We start from the raw sequence: 15,582 nt of genomic DNA, 5'->3' as shown, positions 1-15,582 counted from the left end.
ATGGCCGCCTACGATTACATCCATGACGGCAACGCGATCTACGAGCGCTCCTTCGCCATCATCCGCGCCGAGGCCGATTTGTCGCGCTTTTCGGAGGCCGAGGCCGATGTCGCCATCCGCATGATCCATGCCTGCGGCCAGGTCGAGGCATCAAGTCATTTTGTCTTCTCCAGCGATTTCGTCGCCGCGGCGCGGACCGCTTTAGCGGCGGGCGCGCCGATCTTCTGCGACGCGGAAATGGTGTCGCATGGCGTCACCCGCGCCAGGCTGCCGGCGGGCAACGAGGTGATCTGTACCTTGCGCGATCCGCGCACGCACGACATCGCCAGAGACATCGGCAACACCCGCTCGGCCGCCGCGATCGACCTGTGGGGCGAGCGCATGGCCGGTTCGGTCGTCGCCATCGGCAACGCGCCGACCGCTTTGTTCTATCTGCTCGAAAAACTGCGCGACGGCGCGCCGAAGCCGGCTGCGATCATCGGCATGCCGGTCGGCTTCGTCGGTGCGGCCGAATCCAAGGATGCGCTGGCCGAGAATTCCTATGGCGTGCCCTACGCCATCGTGCGGGGACGCCTCGGCGGCAGCGCCATGACCGCCGCCGCGCTCAACTCGCTAGCGAGGCCCGGCCTGTGAACGCGGCTGTCGAAGAAGATCTGGCAAAAGGCCGCCTCGTCGGCGTCGGCACCGGTCCCGGCGATCCGGAACTTTTGACGCTGAAAGGTGCGCGCATCCTGGCCGAGGCCGACGTCGTCGCTTACTTCGCCAAGCGCGGAAACAACAGCAATGCCCGCGCCATCGTCGAGGCGCGCTTCCGCCCGGACATGCTGGAGCTGCCGCTGCTCTATCCCGTCACCACCGAGATCGACAAGGATCACGACGACTATCGCTCGCAGATCACCGATTTCTACGAGGAGTCGGCCGAGAAGGTCGCCGAGCACCTCGAAGCCGGCCGCATGGTCGCCGTGCTCTCCGAAGGCGATCCGCTGTTCTACGGCTCCTACATGCACCTGCATGTCCGCCTCGCCCATCGCTTCCAGACCGAGGTCATCCCCGGCGTCACCGCCATGTCCGGCTGCTGGTCGCAGACCGGCGTGCCGATCGTCCAGGGCGACGATGTCCTGACGGTTTTGCCCGGCACGATGAGCGAGTTCGAGCTGACGCGCCGTCTCGCCGACACGGATGCCGCCGTCATCATGAAGGTCGGCCGCAATCTGCCCAAGATCAGGCGGGCGCTGGAGGCCACCGGCAAGCTCGCCCGCGCCGTTTATGTCGAGCGCGGCACCATGGCCGGCAGCATCTCGATGAAGCTTGCCGACAAGCCGGACGACAAGGCCCCCTATTTCGCCATCGTGCTGGTCGCCGGCTGGTCCGGCCGGCCTGGCGTTATGGGAGCCAAGCCATGAGCGGCCGCCTCACCGTCATCGGCCTTGGGCCCGGCAATGCCGATCAGGTGACGCCGCAAGCCAGCCGCGCCGTCGCCGAGGCAAAGTTCTTCTATGGCTACAAGCCTTATCTCGACCGGCTGGAGCTGCGCCCGGACCAGACCCGCGTCGCCTCGGATAATCGCGAGGAACTCGCCCGCTCCAAGGACGCGCTGGTCAAGGCCGCCGAGGGCCATGACGTCGCCGTCGTTTCCGGCGGCGATCCCGGCGTCTTTGCCATGGCCGCCGCGGTCTGTGAGGCGATCGAGGCCGGTCCGGCCGAGTGGCGCGCGGTCGATGTCGCCGTCGTGCCGGGCATCACTGCGATGCTGGCTGTCGCCGCCCGCATCGGCGCCCCGCTCGGCCATGATTTCTGCGCCATCTCGCTATCCGACAATCTCAAACCGTGGGAGCTGATCGAACTGCGCCTGCTCGCTGCCGCCGGCGCCGGCTTCGTCATCGCGCTCTACAATCCGATCAGCAAGGCGCGCCCTTGGCAGCTCGGCCGTGCCTTCGAATGCCTGCGCGCCATCCTGCCCGGCACCACGCCGGTCATCTTCGGCCGCGCCGCCGGCCGCCCGGACGAGCGCATCGAGGTTTTTCTGTTGGCCGATGTCGAGGCGGAAAGGGCCGACATGGCGACCTGCATCATCATCGGCTCGCCGGAGACAAGGATCATCAAGCGCGGTGACAAACCGGCGCTGGTCTACACACCGCGTTCCGCGACGGGGTCGAGACCATGATCGATCATCGCGGCCAATGCTTCGACAGTTTCGGCCGACGGCACCTCCGGCAGGATGGGCCTGCGCACCATCACCACCTCGATACCGAGCGCCCGCGCCGCCGCGATCTTGCCGTAGGTGGCCTCGCCGCCGCTGTTCTTGGATACGACGACATCGATGCGGTGCTCCTCGAGCAGCGCGCGTTCATCCGCCTCGCGAAACGGCCCACGCGCCAGCAGGTAGGTCGCATCAGGCACCGCCAGTTTCGGCTCGACCGGATCGACGCTGCGGACAAGGTAATGATGCTGCGGCGCCGCCTCGAAAGCCGCGACCTCCTGCCGGCCGAGCGCCAGGAAGGCACGGCGCGGCGGCGACCCAAGCGCGTGCACCGCATCGCCTGTCGTATCGATCTGCGTCCAGCGGTCGCCATCTATTGGCTCCCAGCCAGGGCGGCGCAAAGCAAGGATCGGCACAACCGAAGTGCGCGCGGCTTGCGCCGCATTGGCGGAAATTCGCGCGGCATAGGGATGCGTCGCGTCGATCAGCAGATCGGTTCGCGTCTCCTTGAGATAGGCCGCCAGCCCGTCGGCGCCGCCAAAGCCGCCGCTGCGCACCGGCACGCCTTGCGCGACCGGGCTTTCGGTACGGCCGGCCAGCGACAGAGTGACGAGGAAATCTTCCACCAGTTTTCCGGCCAATTGGCGCGCTTCTGTCGTGCCGCCAAGGATCAGAATCTTCTTCATGAGCACCATGTTGAACAGCGTCTGCGCTGCCCCTCACCCCTACCCTCTCCCCGTGAAGAACGGGGAGAGGGAGGCGTCAGCGCCGGAGCGTCTCCCTTCTCCCCGTCACCACACGGGGAGGTGAGGAGTGGTCTGGCTGGCAGACGAAAAGTCAATTGCTTGACTTTTCGAACGACGAACGCCTCAGGCGGATGAGGGGCGGCGCGACATGTCAAAAAAACAGCCCACGCCAAAATGGCTTACAATCGTCGGCATCGGCGAGGACGGTTTAGCGAGTCTCGGCGACGAGGCCAAGCGGCAGATCGCTGACGCCGAGACCGTCTTCGGCGGCAAGCGGCATCTGGCGCTGGTGGCTTCGCTCATCAAGGGTGAGCAGCGCCCATGGCCGGTGCCATTCGATGCCGGCATGGCAGACGTGCTGGCGCTGGCCGGCCGGCGCGTCTGCGTGCTCGCCTCCGGTGATCCATTCTTCCACGGGGTCGGCGCCACCCTTGCCCGCAAGGTCAAGCCTGAAGAGATGCATGTCATCCCCGCGCCATCGGCGATTTCGCTGGCTGCCGCCCGGCTCGGCTGGGCGTTGCAGGACATCGAGACGATCTCGCTGCATGGAAGGCCGCTCGACCTGATCCGGCCGCTGCTGCATCCCAGGGCGCGCATCCTGGCGCTGACATCGGACGGCGACGCACCAGCGACAATAGCGCGCCTGCTCGTAGAGCTCGACTTCGGCGGTTCGCGGCTGACCGTTCTGGAAGCGCTGGGCGGACCGAACGAGAAGCTTCGCTCGGCACGTGCCGACGCTTTCGATCTCAGAGACATCAATCCGCTCAACGTGCTGGCGCTTGAGCTTGAATCGACACAAGAGGCCCGCATCCTGCCGCTGACCGTTGGCCGCGCCGACCATCTGTTCGAGCACGACGGCCAGATCACCAAGCACGACATCCGCGCCATCACGCTTGCGGCGCTGGCGCCGAGGCGTGGCGAATTGCTGTGGGACATCGGCGCCGGTTCCGGCTCCATCGGCATCGAATGGATGCTCGCTCACCCCTCGATGCGCGCCATCGCCATCGAGGCCAACAGCGACCGCGCCGCCCGCATCGTCCGCAACGCCGCGCATTGCGGCGTGCCCGGTCTTGTCGTGGTGGAAGGGTCGGCGCCCAAGGCACTGGCCGGGCTGGACACGCCGGATGCGATCTTCATCGGCGGAGGTGGCAGCGACGCCGGCGTACTGAACGCCGCCATCAAGGCGCTGCCATCCCGTGGCCGTCTCGTTGCCAATGCGGTGACGCTGGAGATGGAGGCGCTGCTTCTCGCGGAGCACATCAAGCGCGGCGGCGACCTTACCCGCGTCACCATTTCCCGCGCTTCTCCTGTCGGTTCGATGCAGGCCTGGCGCCCGGCCATGCCGGTCACCCAGTGGAGCTGGGTGAAGCCATGATGGTGGCGGGCATCGGCAGCCGGAAGGGCGTGAGCGTCGAAGACGTGCTCGCGGCGATCGAAACCGCCCTCGAAGCGCACGGGCTGGCGATAACGGCGCTGTCGGCCTTGGCGACCGCCGCGCTCAAGAAAGACGAAGAAGCGATCTCTGCCGCTGGCCGCACGCTCAACCTTCCCGTCATCATCGTTGATGACGCAGCACTTCAGGCCGTCTCGTCGGAGGCACTCAGCAAATCCGATCTCTCGCAGGATCTCGCCGGCACACCCTCCGTCTCAGAAGCCTCCGCCCTTACCGTTGCCGGCCCCGGTGCAAAGCTGCTTGGTCCACGCACCGTGCTCGGCCCGGTCACCTGCGCCATCGCCATCAGCGGAGACGCGCCATGACCGTGCATTTCATCGGCGCCGGTCCCGGCGCCGCCGACCTCATCACACTGCGCGGCGCCAAGCTGCTGGCAAGCTGCCCGGTCTGTCTGCATGCCGGCTCGATCGTCGCGCCGGAATTGCTGCAACACTGCGCACCGGGGACCAAACTGATCGATACGGCGCCGATGTCACTCGACGAAATCGAGGTCGAATATGTGACAGCCCACCAGGCCGGCCACGATGTCGCCCGCCTGCATTCCGGCGACCTCTCGGTGTGGAGCGCCGTGGCCGAGCAGATCCGCCGGCTGGAAAAACACGGCATTCCTTACACGCTGACGCCGGGCGTTCCCTCTTTCGCCGCCGCAGCCGCAGCCCTTCGCCGCGAACTGACCATTCCCGAGGTGGCGCAAAGCCTGGTGCTGACCCGCGTCTCCGGCCGCGCCTCGAAAATGCCGCCGGGCGAAACGCTGGCCGGCTTCGGCCGCACCGGCGCCACACTGGCCATTCATCTCGCCATCCACGCCATCGACCGAGTCGTCGCCGAATTGTCGCCGCATTATGGCGGCGATTGCCCGGTGGCGATCGTCTTTCGCGCTTCATGGCCGGACGAGCACGTGCTGACCGGCACGCTCGCCACGATCGAGGCATTGCTCGCCGCCGACCCGATGGAGCGCACGGCGATCATCTTCGTCGGCCGCTCGCTGGCAGCGGAAGGTTTTGGCGAGAGTTCATTGTACGACGCCCACTACCAGCGGCGTTTCCGGGGACGGGACGGATTGTGAGCGGCAAGACCAAAAGCGAAAACACCACGCTCGAACAGGCCCTTGCCCGGCTGAACTTCAAGCCGCGCCGGCTTGAGCCGGGCCATGTCTGGCTGGCCGGCGCCGGCCCCGGCGATCCCGGCTGCCTGACGCTGGAAGTGCTGGCGGCATTGGCCGAGGCCGACGCTGTGGTCTATGACGCGCTGGTCTCCTCTGACGTTGTCGCCGTTGCGGACAATGCCCAGCTGTTCTTTGCAGGAAAACGCGGCGGCAAACCGTCCATGAGGCAGGACGATATCACCGCTTTGCTGGTGCGGCTGGCACGCGAGGGCCGCCGCGTCGTCCGGCTGAAGGGCGGCGATCCCTATATTTTCGGCCGCGGCGGCGAAGAGGCGCTGGCGCTGGCGCGCGAAAAAATCCCTTTCCGCGTCATGCCCGGCCTGACATCGGGGCTGAGCGCGCTGGCCGCCACCGGCATTCCCGCAACCATGCGCGGCATCAACAAGGCGATCATCCTGGCGACAGGTCATGCCGCCGGCACAGATGACGATCTCGACTGGGGCGCGATCGCCCGCACCGGCCAGCCGGTGGTCATCTATATGGGCATGGCCAATCTGCCTGTTATCGCCGCGTCGCTGCTCGAAGGCGGGCTGGCGCCGTCGACGCCGGCGGCTGTCATCGTTTCGGCGACGACACCGCAGGAGCGGACCGTCGTCGCGACACTCGCCACCATTTCCGAAGCGGCCGCCGCGGCGGAATTGGCCTCGCCGGCCCTCATTGTCGTCGGCGGCATCGTCGCCATGCGCGCGGCACTGGCGGGTAACGCATGACCCGCGCCATCATCATCGGCGCGCCGCGTTCCGGCTCCGGCAAGACCAGCGTCACCATCGGCATTTTGCGCGCACTCGCCCGGCGCGGCATCAAGGTGCGCGGCGCCAAGTCCGGCCCCGACTATATCGATCCGGGTTTTCATACCGCCGCCACCGGCCTGTCCGGCGTCAACCTGGACAGCTGGGCGATGTCGCCTGACCTGCTCAACGCGTTGGCCGGCAATGCCACCGAGGACGCCGATTTTATCTTCCTCGAAAGCGCCATGGGCCTGTTCGACGGCATCCCGGCCGGACAAGGCCGCACCGGCTCGGCCGCCGATCTGGCGCGGCTCTACCACCTGCCGGTGCTTTTGGTGCTCGACGTCTCGGGACAGTCGACGACGGCGGCCGCCGTCGCCAAGGGCTTTGCCACCTATGATTCCGATGTGCGCATGGCCGGAATCGTGCTCAACCGCCTCGGCAGCGAGCGCCACCGCAAGCTGTGCAGCGAGGCTATCGAAGCGCTCGGCCTGCCGGTCGTCGGCGCCATCCTGCGCGATCCCACGCTCAATTTGCCGGAGCGCCATCTCGGCCTCGTCCAAGCCGGCGAATATGCCGACCTGATGACGCATCTCGACCGCCTCGCCGACATGGTCGAGAAATCCCTCGACCTTGACGCCATCATGGCGCTGGCCGCGCCGTTTTCGCCGTCACCGGGCAGTTTCGAAAATGCCTTGCAGCCGCCCGGCCAGCGCATCGCACTCGCCGAAGATGCCGCTTTCACCTTCCTCTATCCGCACGTCGCCGCCCACTGGCGTCAGGCCGGCGCCGAGATCGTGCCGTTCTCGCCGCTCGCCGACGAAGCACCGGCGCAGGATTGCGATGTCTGCTGGCTGCCCGGCGGCTATCCCGAGCTTCACGCCGGCCGCCTCGCGGCGGCGACCAATTTCCGAGCTGGCATGGCAAGGTTTGCCGAGACCAAACCCATCCATGGCGAGTGCGGCGGCTTCATGGTGCTGGGCGAAGCGCTGGAGGACGCGGCCGGCGAGACGCACGCCATGCTTGGCCTGCTCGGCCATTCTACCAGCTTTGCCAAGCGCAAGATGAACCTCGGCTACCGCGAGGCACGCCTGCGCGCCGCCTGTCCGCTGGGGCCGCAAGGCGCGCTGATCCGTGGCCATGAATTCCACTATGCGCAGATGATCGCCACCGGCAATGACGAGCCGCTGGCCGACCTAGCCGATGGCCAGGGCAATCCGCTCGGCGCCTCCGGCTATCGCCGCGGCCTTGTCAGCGGCACCTTCTTCCACGCCATTGCGAGGAGTGCATGACCGCCGTGCCCTCACCCCGGCAAGCGCTCGACGACGTCGCGCTTTGCCTCGTCTTCTTCACCCGGCTGCCGCTGCCGGTCTTCGACTTTCGTGGCCGCAGCCTGGCCGATGCGATCTGGGCGGCGCCTGCCGCCGGCCTCGCGGTCGCTTTGGTCGGCGCCGTCGTCTACGCCATCGGGGTAAAGCTCGGTCTCGCCGCTGGGCCGGCGGCCGCACTTGCGCTTGCAGCAACCCTGCTCGCCACCGGCTGCCTGCATGAGGATGGGCTGTCGGATGTCGCAGATGGCTTTGGCGGCGGCAAGACGCGCGATAAAAAACTCGAGATCATGCGCGACAGCCGTATCGGCGCCTATGGCGCTTCGGCGCTTGGCCTGTCGATGCTCATTCGCTGGAGCGCGCTGTCGCAACTGGCCGATCCGACAAGCGTTCTCTTCGCGCTGATCGCCGCCCATGCCGCCTCGCGAGGCCTGCTCGGCGCGTTCATGCATCTGGCGCCGGCGGCGCGCAGTGACGGCCTGTCTGCCGGCGCCGGGACCGTCTCGACCCAGACAGCTGTTCTCGGCGCCGTGCTCGGGGCCATCCCGCTTCTGACTCTGGGGCTCGGCGGCGCCTTTGCCGCACTGATCCTGCTCGCTCTCGTGTTCAGCGCCTTGCGCGCGCTCTGCCTCAACCAGATTGGCGGCCACACCGGTGACACGATCGGCGCCCTGCAGCAGCTGGGCGAGATCACTGTCCTGCTCGTCGCTTCCGTTTCCCTGTCCTGATTCTTCCCCGGAGATTCCTTCCCCATGCCATTCAAATCATTCGACGAACTGCGCGCCGCCTGTCTCGATCTGCCTGCCGGCAGCGATACCGCCGCCAACGCCGTCGCCCGCCGCCAGGACACGCTGACCAAGCCTCAAGGCAGCCTGGGCCGGCTGGAAACTCTCGCCGCCTGGCTGGCGCGCTGGCAGGGTCGCGACATGCCGAAACTCGACCGCGTCAAAGTCTTCGTGTTCGCCGGCAACCACGGTGTGACGGCGCAAGGCGTTTCAGCCTTTCCCTCGGAAGTGACGGTGCAGATGGTGGCGAATTTCGCCGGCGGCGGCGCCGCCATCAACCAGCTTGCCCGCATCGCCGGCGCGGAACTCGACGTCATCCCGCTCGATCTCGATCATCCGACCGGCGACTTCACTGACGTGCCGGCAATGGACGAAAAAAACTTCCTCGCCGCCGTCTCGGCTGGCTATGACGCGGTGACGAAAGACCTCGACCTCGTCTGTTTCGGCGAGATGGGCATCGGCAACACCACGCCGGCGGCCGCCATCTCGACCGCCCTGTTCGGCGGCGGCGCTGAAAAATGGACCGGGCGCGGCACCGGCGTCGACGATGCCGGGCTGAAGCGCAAGGTCATCGCCATTGAATCCGGCCTCAAGCGCCATGCCGACGCGCTGTCCGACCCGCTGAAGATCGCCGCCGCCCTTGGCGGACGAGAACTCGCCGCCACCTTCGGCGCCACGCTCGCCGCCCGCCGCAACAATGTCCCGGTGCTGCTCGATGGCTTCGTCTGCACGGCCGCGGCAGCGCCCTTGGCGCGGCTGCACCCGTCTGGCCTCGCCCACACCATCGCCGCCCATGTCTCGGCCGAATCCGGCCACCGCCGCCTGCTCGAAGTGCTCGGCCTGCCGCCGCTGCTCGACCTCGGCATGCGGCTCGGCGAAGGCTCCGGCGCCTGCCTAGCCGTCAACATCGTCCGCTCGGCGCTGGAGTGCCACACGGGCATGGCGAGCTTTGCCGAGGCTGGTGTTTCGGAGAAGTAGCTAGAGCGATTTGACGGGAGGGCGCCGGCCCGAACCTTCACTGACCATCGTCGGGCCGATCACTGGCATTCCGGGCTGGTGGCTCGAACAGCACGGCCGCTGAAAGATTCCCCACCTGGGGGTTGGCCCGCTGCTTCTGTGGTGGGCTCTTTTTACTGGCACTATTCGCCGCCGTTGCCGACAAAATGTGATTGACGTAACGGTGACCAGGCGCAATCATTACGGATTGGGCAGGGTGAGGGCGTTTTCAATGAAACTCGTTGTCTTTGGCGTAGCAATAGTATTGGCCGCTACCGGAGCAGCTGCTGCGAAAGAGAAGAAAAAGGTGGCCACCGCTCAGGCTACAACCTCGTGTTCTACAGCTCATAAGAAGGCTGGCAGCAAGCCGACCGCGAAACCGGATTGCAAATCGACGGGCACCGTGGTTGCGCGACCGTCAAATAGGGCCGAAAACTTCCTGGATCATTATAATCCGCGCTTAGGGTATGACACCAGTCCGTGGTTTCAAACTGGCTTTAATTGATGGCGGCTTCGGCTTCCGGGCTTTTCTTAATCCAGCGCGGCCTTCACTCCTTCGCCAAATAGCGCACCGGCTTACCGGCCGCCGAGTTTAAGGCAAACCTGCCCCAGCATGTCGAGGCGCGTCAACGCGTCCGGCATTCCAAGGTCTTCCACCAACTCTTCTAGAAATTTGGTGGGTGCGCACAGGATTGAACTGTGGACCCGCTGATTAAGAGTCAGCTGCTCTACCAACTGAGCTACGCACCCACTCGACCGGTAAAACCGGCGTTGGCGGGCATATAGCCGCCGATACCGGTCCTGTCCAGCCCTGCCGGAATCATTTCCCGACAAATCGCTGAACTGCCGCAGGCGGTCACACGAACAGCCTGCCTTCCGCCACCTTGATGGCATGGCCGCCGATGCGCGCGGAGGCCAGTTTTCCGCCTTCGACAGTGAATTCCAAGCGGATACGTGACGGGCGGCCCATCTCCAGCCCCTGCTCGATCCACAGCTGCGAAATGCCGTCGGTGGGCGCATCGAAATGCATGATGGCGCCGGCAAAGGCGGCTGCCGCCGAACCGGTCGCCGGGTCTTCATAGGACGGCGTGCCCGGCACGATCATGCGGACATGGAAGGCGCTGTCATGGTTCACCGTCTGGCGGCAATAGACATACGGGCTGGCGAAAGCCCATTCGCTCTTGCGCGGCGCCAGTTCGGACCAGGCCTGGTTATCGAGCTTGACCCGGGCCGCAGCCTCCAGATTGGCGACCGGGATGGTGACGTAAGGCACGCCTGCCGACCAGAACGACACCAGGTGATTCTCGAAGCCGATCTCGTGCGGCGCCAGCCCGAGGGCGGCGCCGATCGCCTCCGGGTCGGCATCGAGCTTCAGCGGCTCGGGCAGCTTCGCCAGGTCGAACTCGGCAAAGGTGGCGCCATCGTGCCGGCTGACGGCGCAGCGCACCGGGCCGATATTCTCCTCCAGCACGAAGATGCCGGCTTCGCCCTCGCCTGTCAGTTCGGCCAGCGCGATCGCGGCGCCAACTGTCGGATGTCCGGCGAACGGCATCTCATAGTCGGGCGTGAAAATGCGGATGCGGTTGCGATGTTTTGGATTGTCCGGCGGCAGCACGAAGACCGATTCGGACAGGTTGAACTCGCGCGCAATGGCCTGCATGGCGGCTGTATCCAGCCCTTGGCTGTCGAGTACGACAGCCAGCGGATTGCCGGCCAGCCGCTCCGTCGTAAACACATCGTAGAGCAAGTAATTGCGGGTCTGCATCTTGAAAAACCTTCCGCCTCAATCCGAACATGGCCGAAATTTAATTTGATATTCGAACCACCAAGCCTGATCTGTGCACAACTAGGGACATTACGCTTTCATAGGGGTCCGGCGTGGACCAGCTTGTCAATCTGCCAAAGACGGAATCGGATTCCGCCATCGAGGCGGCGCTCGGGCTTGATCAGAGCGGCGTGCGCAAGACGCGCCGCCGGGGCTGGCTTTACGCGCTGCTGGCGCTGATCGCACTTGCCGCCGGGTTGGCTGGCTACCAGTGGTTTGCCGGCTCCCCGGCCAAGATCGACTACACCACCACGCCGGCTACCATTGCCGACCTCACCGTCGCGGTTTCGGCGACCGGCACGCTGCAGCCCCTCACCCAGGTCGACATTTCAAGCGAGCTGTCCGGTATCATCCGCTCGGTCTCGGCCGAAGAGAACCAGCAGGTCAAGAAGGGCGACGTGCTGGCGACGCTCGACACGGTGAAACTCGAGGTCCAGATCGAACGCGCCGAAGCCTCGGCCAAGGCCGCTGCCGCCAATGTCGAGGACGCCACGGTAACCCTGAAGGAGAACGAAAGCGCCCTCACCCGCGCGGCCGAACTGACCAGGCGTGGCATGGCGACCGATCAGTCGCTCGAGGCGGCGACTGCCACGCGCGACCGCTCCAAGGCGGCGCTCGATAGTGCGCAGGCCAATCTCGCCATCGCCCAGGCCGATCTCAAGGCGCAGCAGACCGACCTTGCCAAGAGCACCATCTATGCGCCGATCGACGGCATCGTCTTGACGCGTTCCGTCGACCCCGGCCAGACGGTCGCCTCCTCGCTGCAGGCGCCGGTTCTGTTCATCATCGCCGCCGATTTGAGGAACATGGAATTGGTGGCGGCGGTCGACGAGGCCGATATCGGCGCGGTCAAACCAGGCCAGCATGCACGCTTCACCGTCGATGCCTTTCCCGAGCGGCCGTTCGACGCCGAGATCCGCGACATCTCCTACGCCTCGGTCACCACCGACGGCGTCGTCACCTACAATGCACGGTTGGAAGTCAACAATAACGAGCTTTTGCTGCGGCCCGGCATGACCGCCACGGTTTCGGTCGTCACCAGGCAGGCCAAGAGCGTGCTCACCGTGCCTTCAACAGCGTTTCGCTATCGGCCATCGGCACCTGCTGCCCGCGCGTGGAGCCTCAGCGATCTGTTCACCGGCCGCATGGGCCGTGGCGGCAACCGCCGCCAGCCGGTGAAGGCGCCCACCGACGGCTCACGCACGCTCTATGTGCTGGAGAACGGCCGGCCGCACCCGGTCAACGTGAAGATCGGCTCCACCGACGGCGAACTGACCGAGATCACCTCCGGGCTGGATGAAGGTGCAGAGGTTATCACGACCTCGCAGCTGCGGAGCTGACGCCATGGCCGCGGGCCTCATCGGTTTCGACTCGGTCTGGAAGAGCTATGGCCAGGGCGAAGCCAAGGTCCATGCGCTGGCCGGCGTCGACCTCGCCATCCAGCGTGGCGAATTCGTCGCCATCATGGGCCCGTCCGGTTCGGGCAAATCGACCGCGATGAACATCATCGGTTGCCTCGACACGCCGACGGCCGGAACCTACTCCTTCATGGGCATCGACGCCGGGCGGCTCGACCGCAACCGCCGGGCGCTTCTGCGCAATCTCTATATCGGCTTCGTCTTCCAGGGTTACAATCTGTTGCCGCGCACCACGGCGGCGGAAAATGTCGAGCTGCCGCTGATCTATCGCGGCGCGCCGGCCCGCGAGCGCCGCGATCTTGCCATGCAGGCGCTGGCGGAGGTCGGCCTGGTCGGGCGCGAACACCACACGCCGGCCGAACTCTCCGGCGGCCAGCAGCAGCGCGTGGCGATCGCGCGCGCCATCGTCACCAGGCCTACGCTGCTCGTCGCCGACGAGCCGACCGGCAATCTCGACACCGCCCGCACGCATGAGATCATGGAGTTGTTGACGCGGCTGAACCGGGAGCTCGGCTTGACCATCGCCATGGTCACCCACGAGGCCGATGTCGCCGATTATGCCGAGCGCACCATCCGCTTCCTCGACGGCCACGTCGCGTCCGACACGGCCAAGTCGGAGTTGGCGTCATGATCTGGGAAACCGTCCGCCTCTCTCTGCGCTCCATCCGCCGCAATGTGCTGCGCTCGTTCCTGACGCTGCTCGGCATCGTCATCGGTGTCGCCGCCGTCATCGCCATGCTGACCATCGGTTCGGGCACCACGGCCAAGGTCAAGTCGGACATCGCCAAGCTCGGCTCGAACCTGCTCGTCGTCCGTTCCGGCCGCCCGGCAGGCACCGGCGGACCAGGCGGGCTCGACCAGGCGGTACGGCCTCTGGCCGACAAGGATGTAGCCGCCCTCGTAGCCCACCTGACCGGAGCGCGCGCCATTGCGCCGGCGTCGCAGAAACAAGTCCGCGTCATTTTCGGCACCGAGAGCCTGACCTCGGGCGTCACCGGCACCGACAGCGCCTATCTCGACGCCCGCGACTGGAAGCTGGTGTCGGGCCGCCCGTTCTCGGATTCGGAAACACGCTCCGGCACCGGCGTCTGCCTGATCGGCGAAACGGTGCGCCAGCAATTCTTCGGCGCCGGCGAACCCGAGGGCGAGATCATCCGCGTCAACCGCACCTCGTGCAAGATCATCGGCCTGCTCGAACCCAAGGGCTATACCGGCTTCGGCCAGGACCAGGACAATGTCGTCTTGATGCCGCTTGCCGCCTATCAGCGCCGCATCGCCGGCAACCGCGACATCGACAACATCTACGTCGCCGCCGACGATCGCACCCCGACCACCGAATTGCAGCCGCGAGTCGAGGACATTTTGCGCGACACCCGCCGCATCACGCCGGACCGCGAAGACGATTTCTCAATCCGCGACATGACCCAGATCGCCGACGCCATGGCCAGCGCCACCACCACCATGACCGGCATGCTGGGCGCCGTCGCGGGCGTCAGCCTGCTGGTCGGCGGCATCGGGATCATGAACATCATGCTGGTCTCGGTCACTGAGCGCACCCGCGAGATCGGCATCAGGCTCGCCATCGGCGCGCATGAAAAGCACATCCTCATCCAGTTCCTGGTCGAGGCGACGGTGCTGTCGCTGCTCGGCGGCATTATCGGCATCCTGATCGGCCTGGCGCTGGCCGGCCTCGCCTCGGCAACGCTGGCCATACCGTTTGCGCCGAGCCCGGCGGTCATCCTGCTCGCCGTCGGTTTTTCGGCGCTGATCGGCATGGTGTTCGGCTTCTTCCCGGCGCTGCGCGGCGCCAGGCTCGACCCGATCGACGCGCTGCGCCACGAATAAGCGCCAGATCAGCTCCACCGCAACCAACCGCTATCCACAAGGATGGGTGCTTGTCGACATCGGCAATACTTGTTGTCGTCCGGTCTGCGATGCTAATTTTAGAGCAAAGCATCTGGTCAAGGAGTGGCAATGAGCAAGAAGGCGCGGCTGATTCTGACGATGGTGATCATCGAAGGCGCCCTTGCGGGACTTTGGTGGTATCTCGCCCGCTACGGCATGGCCAATCCCGATCGTGTCACCGCCGATTTTCAGGCAGTCGTCGGCCAGACGATGGGCATGGTCATGGGTGGATTGCTGGGCATCGGCGTCATCCTGTTCCTCGTCGCCGCCCGCAACAACCGCAAGGCGGCGCAGAACAATCCGCGCCGTTAGCCCCCGCCACCGCCAAAATGCCACTCGACCAGCGGCTTCATATGCGGCGCCAACCCTTCCGGCAGGTCGGCGGCGTGGCGGATGATCACCGGCCCCTCGATCTCCGGCTCGGTCTCGGTCGCGACGAAGGCGCCGATGCGCCGCGCAATCTCGTCGGCCGGCGCATCGACGTGGTAGCGGCGGAAGAGGACCGTGCCGGTCGAAGTCGACAGCGCATGGTAGCGCTTGCCGCGCGCAGCGCCTGTCAGGTCAAGCCCGGTCTCCTCGCGCACTTCACGGATCATGTTGAAATCGACATCGACGCGGCCATCGCGAAAATCGATCGGCTCGAACGAGCCGGCAGCGAAGTAGACACTGCCGGCCGGGACCGTGTGCGCGCCCATGCGGATCGCCACCAGGGCGTTGTCGCCGGCGACCAGCATGGCGTGGCCATAGGCATGCTCGGCGCCCGTCCCCTGCCGGTTCTTTCGCCACAGCAGGAAGGTCGAGTACTTCACCGCGTGACAACGCCCGACGATCCGGTTGTCGCGCCAGGCGAGCGCCGAGAGCAGCACCACCGTGCCGTCGAACAACGCCGGATTGGCCGTGACCTCGCGCCGCCAGTTGTCAGTGATCGCCTGCGCGTTGTCGCGCTCGAACGGATGCGGGCCGGGGTCGAGCCGGACGTCGATTTCGTCGACGGGCAGGATGACGTTGCGCGGCAGGTTGAAGCTCACCGTGC

18 protein-coding genes and 1 tRNA gene are annotated in these 15,582 nt (G+C 66.0%); 15 read left to right on the top strand and 4 right to left on the bottom strand.

The window, feature by feature from the left end; all coding sequences use genetic code 11:
* From X751_RS152025 to X751_RS152035, 3 genes are read left to right on the top strand one after another with little or no spacing between them, the layout of a single operon-like run.
* The gene (locus X751_RS152025; RefSeq protein ID WP_023744663.1) at positions 1-633 is read left to right on the top strand and encodes a precorrin-8X methylmutase; all 633 of its coding nucleotides are present in this window, start codon (positions 1-3) and stop codon (positions 631-633) included.
* Positions 630-1,403, top strand: coding sequence for a precorrin-2 C(20)-methyltransferase (locus X751_RS152030; protein WP_031247074.1), 774 nt, complete (start codon positions 630-632; stop codon positions 1,401-1,403). Before X751_RS152025 ends, X751_RS152030 begins: the two co-directional genes overlap by 4 nt.
* Complete coding sequence (locus X751_RS152035) at positions 1,400-2,164, top strand: precorrin-3B C(17)-methyltransferase (protein ID WP_023685186.1); 765 nt, start codon at positions 1,400-1,402, stop codon at positions 2,162-2,164. The genes X751_RS152030 and X751_RS152035 overlap by 4 nt, the downstream gene beginning before the upstream one ends.
* On the opposite strand, the gene X751_RS152040 is transcribed toward X751_RS152035, so the two are convergent.
* Entirely contained in the window at positions 2,128-2,886 is a 759-nt protein-coding gene (locus tag X751_RS152040) for a cobalt-precorrin-6A reductase (RefSeq protein ID WP_031247073.1), read from the bottom strand. The genes X751_RS152035 and X751_RS152040 overlap by 37 nt on opposite strands.
* Positions 2,887-3,094: 208 nt before the next feature.
* Between X751_RS152040 and X751_RS152045 the strand changes: the two genes are divergently transcribed.
* The 8 genes from X751_RS152045 to X751_RS1000000166960 all read left to right on the top strand — a co-directional run bounded on the left by X751_RS152045 (position 3,095) and on the right by X751_RS1000000166960 (position 9,906).
* Entirely contained in the window at positions 3,095-4,321 is a 1,227-nt protein-coding gene (locus X751_RS152045; RefSeq protein ID WP_023744661.1) for a bifunctional cobalt-precorrin-7 (C(5))-methyltransferase/cobalt-precorrin-6B (C(15))-methyltransferase, read from the top strand.
* The gene (locus X751_RS152050; RefSeq protein ID WP_023685183.1) at positions 4,318-4,704 is read left to right on the top strand and encodes a cobalamin biosynthesis protein; all 387 of its coding nucleotides are present in this window, start codon (positions 4,318-4,320) and stop codon (positions 4,702-4,704) included. Before X751_RS152045 ends, X751_RS152050 begins: the two co-directional genes overlap by 4 nt.
* Complete coding sequence (gene cobM / locus X751_RS152055) at positions 4,701-5,465, top strand: precorrin-4 C(11)-methyltransferase (protein ID WP_023685182.1); 765 nt, start codon at positions 4,701-4,703, stop codon at positions 5,463-5,465. Before X751_RS152050 ends, cobM begins: the two co-directional genes overlap by 4 nt.
* On the top strand, positions 5,462-6,274 hold the full coding sequence (gene cobA / locus X751_RS152060; protein WP_023744660.1) for a uroporphyrinogen-III C-methyltransferase: 813 nt from the start codon (positions 5,462-5,464) through the stop codon (positions 6,272-6,274). The genes cobM and cobA overlap by 4 nt, the downstream gene beginning before the upstream one ends.
* Positions 6,271-7,584 (top strand): cobyrinate a,c-diamide synthase, encoded by a 1,314-nt coding sequence (locus X751_RS152065; protein WP_023744659.1) that lies wholly within the window; start codon positions 6,271-6,273, stop codon positions 7,582-7,584. The genes cobA and X751_RS152065 overlap by 4 nt, the downstream gene beginning before the upstream one ends.
* Positions 7,581-8,348, top strand: coding sequence for an adenosylcobinamide-GDP ribazoletransferase (cobS, locus tag X751_RS152070; protein WP_031194701.1), 768 nt, complete (start codon positions 7,581-7,583; stop codon positions 8,346-8,348). Before X751_RS152065 ends, cobS begins: the two co-directional genes overlap by 4 nt.
* A 24-nt stretch (positions 8,349-8,372) precedes the next feature.
* Positions 8,373-9,383, top strand: coding sequence for a nicotinate-nucleotide--dimethylbenzimidazole phosphoribosyltransferase (gene cobT / locus X751_RS152075; RefSeq protein ID WP_023744658.1), 1,011 nt, complete (start codon positions 8,373-8,375; stop codon positions 9,381-9,383).
* A 250-nt stretch (positions 9,384-9,633) separates the two neighbouring features.
* Complete coding sequence (locus X751_RS1000000166960) at positions 9,634-9,906, top strand: hypothetical protein (protein ID WP_155923538.1); 273 nt, start codon at positions 9,634-9,636, stop codon at positions 9,904-9,906.
* A 169-nt stretch (positions 9,907-10,075) separates the two neighbouring features.
* On the opposite strand, the gene X751_RS152080 is transcribed toward X751_RS1000000166960, so the two are convergent.
* Both X751_RS152080 and X751_RS152085 read right to left on the bottom strand, forming a co-directional pair.
* Positions 10,076-10,151, bottom strand: a tRNA-Lys gene (locus X751_RS152080).
* Between the two features lie 106 nt (positions 10,152-10,257).
* Positions 10,258-11,166 carry a PhzF family phenazine biosynthesis protein gene (locus X751_RS152085; protein WP_023744657.1) on the bottom strand — a complete coding sequence of 303 codons (909 nt, stop codon included), beginning with the start codon at positions 11,164-11,166 and terminating at the stop codon, positions 10,258-10,260.
* Between the two features lie 113 nt (positions 11,167-11,279).
* On the opposite strand from X751_RS152085, the gene X751_RS152090 reads away from it, so the two are divergent.
* From X751_RS152090 to X751_RS152105, 4 genes are all read left to right on the top strand, one after another.
* Complete coding sequence (locus tag X751_RS152090) at positions 11,280-12,566, top strand: efflux RND transporter periplasmic adaptor subunit (RefSeq protein WP_023744656.1); 1,287 nt, start codon at positions 11,280-11,282, stop codon at positions 12,564-12,566.
* Between the two features lie 4 nt (positions 12,567-12,570).
* On the top strand, positions 12,571-13,275 hold the full coding sequence (locus X751_RS152095) for an ABC transporter ATP-binding protein (protein ID WP_023744655.1): 705 nt from the start codon (positions 12,571-12,573) through the stop codon (positions 13,273-13,275).
* On the top strand, positions 13,272-14,489 hold the full coding sequence (locus X751_RS152100) for an ABC transporter permease (RefSeq protein WP_023685173.1): 1,218 nt from the start codon (positions 13,272-13,274) through the stop codon (positions 14,487-14,489). Before X751_RS152095 ends, X751_RS152100 begins: the two co-directional genes overlap by 4 nt.
* 129 nt (positions 14,490-14,618) lie before the next feature.
* Positions 14,619-14,861 (top strand): hypothetical protein, encoded by a 243-nt coding sequence (locus X751_RS152105; protein WP_023744654.1) that lies wholly within the window; start codon positions 14,619-14,621, stop codon positions 14,859-14,861.
* Here the strand turns inward: X751_RS152105 and X751_RS152110 are convergent.
* Positions 14,858-15,577 (bottom strand): hypothetical protein, encoded by a 720-nt coding sequence (locus X751_RS152110; RefSeq protein ID WP_023744653.1) that lies wholly within the window; start codon positions 15,575-15,577, stop codon positions 14,858-14,860. The two genes, X751_RS152105 and X751_RS152110, sit on opposite strands and share 4 nt — an antisense overlap.
* Positions 15,578-15,582: the final 5 nt, after the last annotated feature.

This window comes from Mesorhizobium sp. LNJC394B00, from assembly GCF_000502555.1.
Classification (GTDB): domain Bacteria; phylum Pseudomonadota; class Alphaproteobacteria; order Rhizobiales; family Rhizobiaceae; genus Mesorhizobium.
The sequence above is the reverse complement of the archived record's forward strand: the minus strand, read 5'-3'. Positions and strand labels throughout refer to the sequence as shown.

Coding starts and splice junctions, on each gene's coding strand:
- X751_RS152025 (WP_023744663.1), top strand. CDS start 1: ATGGCCGCCTACGATTACATCCATGACGGCAACGCGATCTACGAGCGC.
- X751_RS152035 (WP_023685186.1), top strand. CDS start 1,400: ATGAGCGGCCGCCTCACCGTCATCGGCCTTGGGCCCGGCAATGCCGAT.
- X751_RS152040 (WP_031247073.1), bottom strand. CDS start 2,886: ATGAAGAAGATTCTGATCCTTGGCGGCACGACAGAAGCGCGCCAATTG.
- X751_RS152045 (WP_023744661.1), top strand. CDS start 3,095: ATGTCAAAAAAACAGCCCACGCCAAAATGGCTTACAATCGTCGGCATC.
- X751_RS152050 (WP_023685183.1), top strand. CDS start 4,318: ATGATGGTGGCGGGCATCGGCAGCCGGAAGGGCGTGAGCGTCGAAGAC.
- cobM (WP_023685182.1), top strand. CDS start 4,701: ATGACCGTGCATTTCATCGGCGCCGGTCCCGGCGCCGCCGACCTCATC.
- X751_RS152065 (WP_023744659.1), top strand. CDS start 6,271: ATGACCCGCGCCATCATCATCGGCGCGCCGCGTTCCGGCTCCGGCAAG.
- cobS (WP_031194701.1), top strand. CDS start 7,581: ATGACCGCCGTGCCCTCACCCCGGCAAGCGCTCGACGACGTCGCGCTT.
- cobT (WP_023744658.1), top strand. CDS start 8,373: ATGCCATTCAAATCATTCGACGAACTGCGCGCCGCCTGTCTCGATCTG.
- X751_RS1000000166960 (WP_155923538.1), top strand. CDS start 9,634: ATGAAACTCGTTGTCTTTGGCGTAGCAATAGTATTGGCCGCTACCGGA.
- X751_RS152085 (WP_023744657.1), bottom strand. CDS start 11,166: ATGCAGACCCGCAATTACTTGCTCTACGATGTGTTTACGACGGAGCGG.
- X751_RS152095 (WP_023744655.1), top strand. CDS start 12,571: ATGGCCGCGGGCCTCATCGGTTTCGACTCGGTCTGGAAGAGCTATGGC.
- X751_RS152100 (WP_023685173.1), top strand. CDS start 13,272: ATGATCTGGGAAACCGTCCGCCTCTCTCTGCGCTCCATCCGCCGCAAT.
- X751_RS152105 (WP_023744654.1), top strand. CDS start 14,619: ATGAGCAAGAAGGCGCGGCTGATTCTGACGATGGTGATCATCGAAGGC.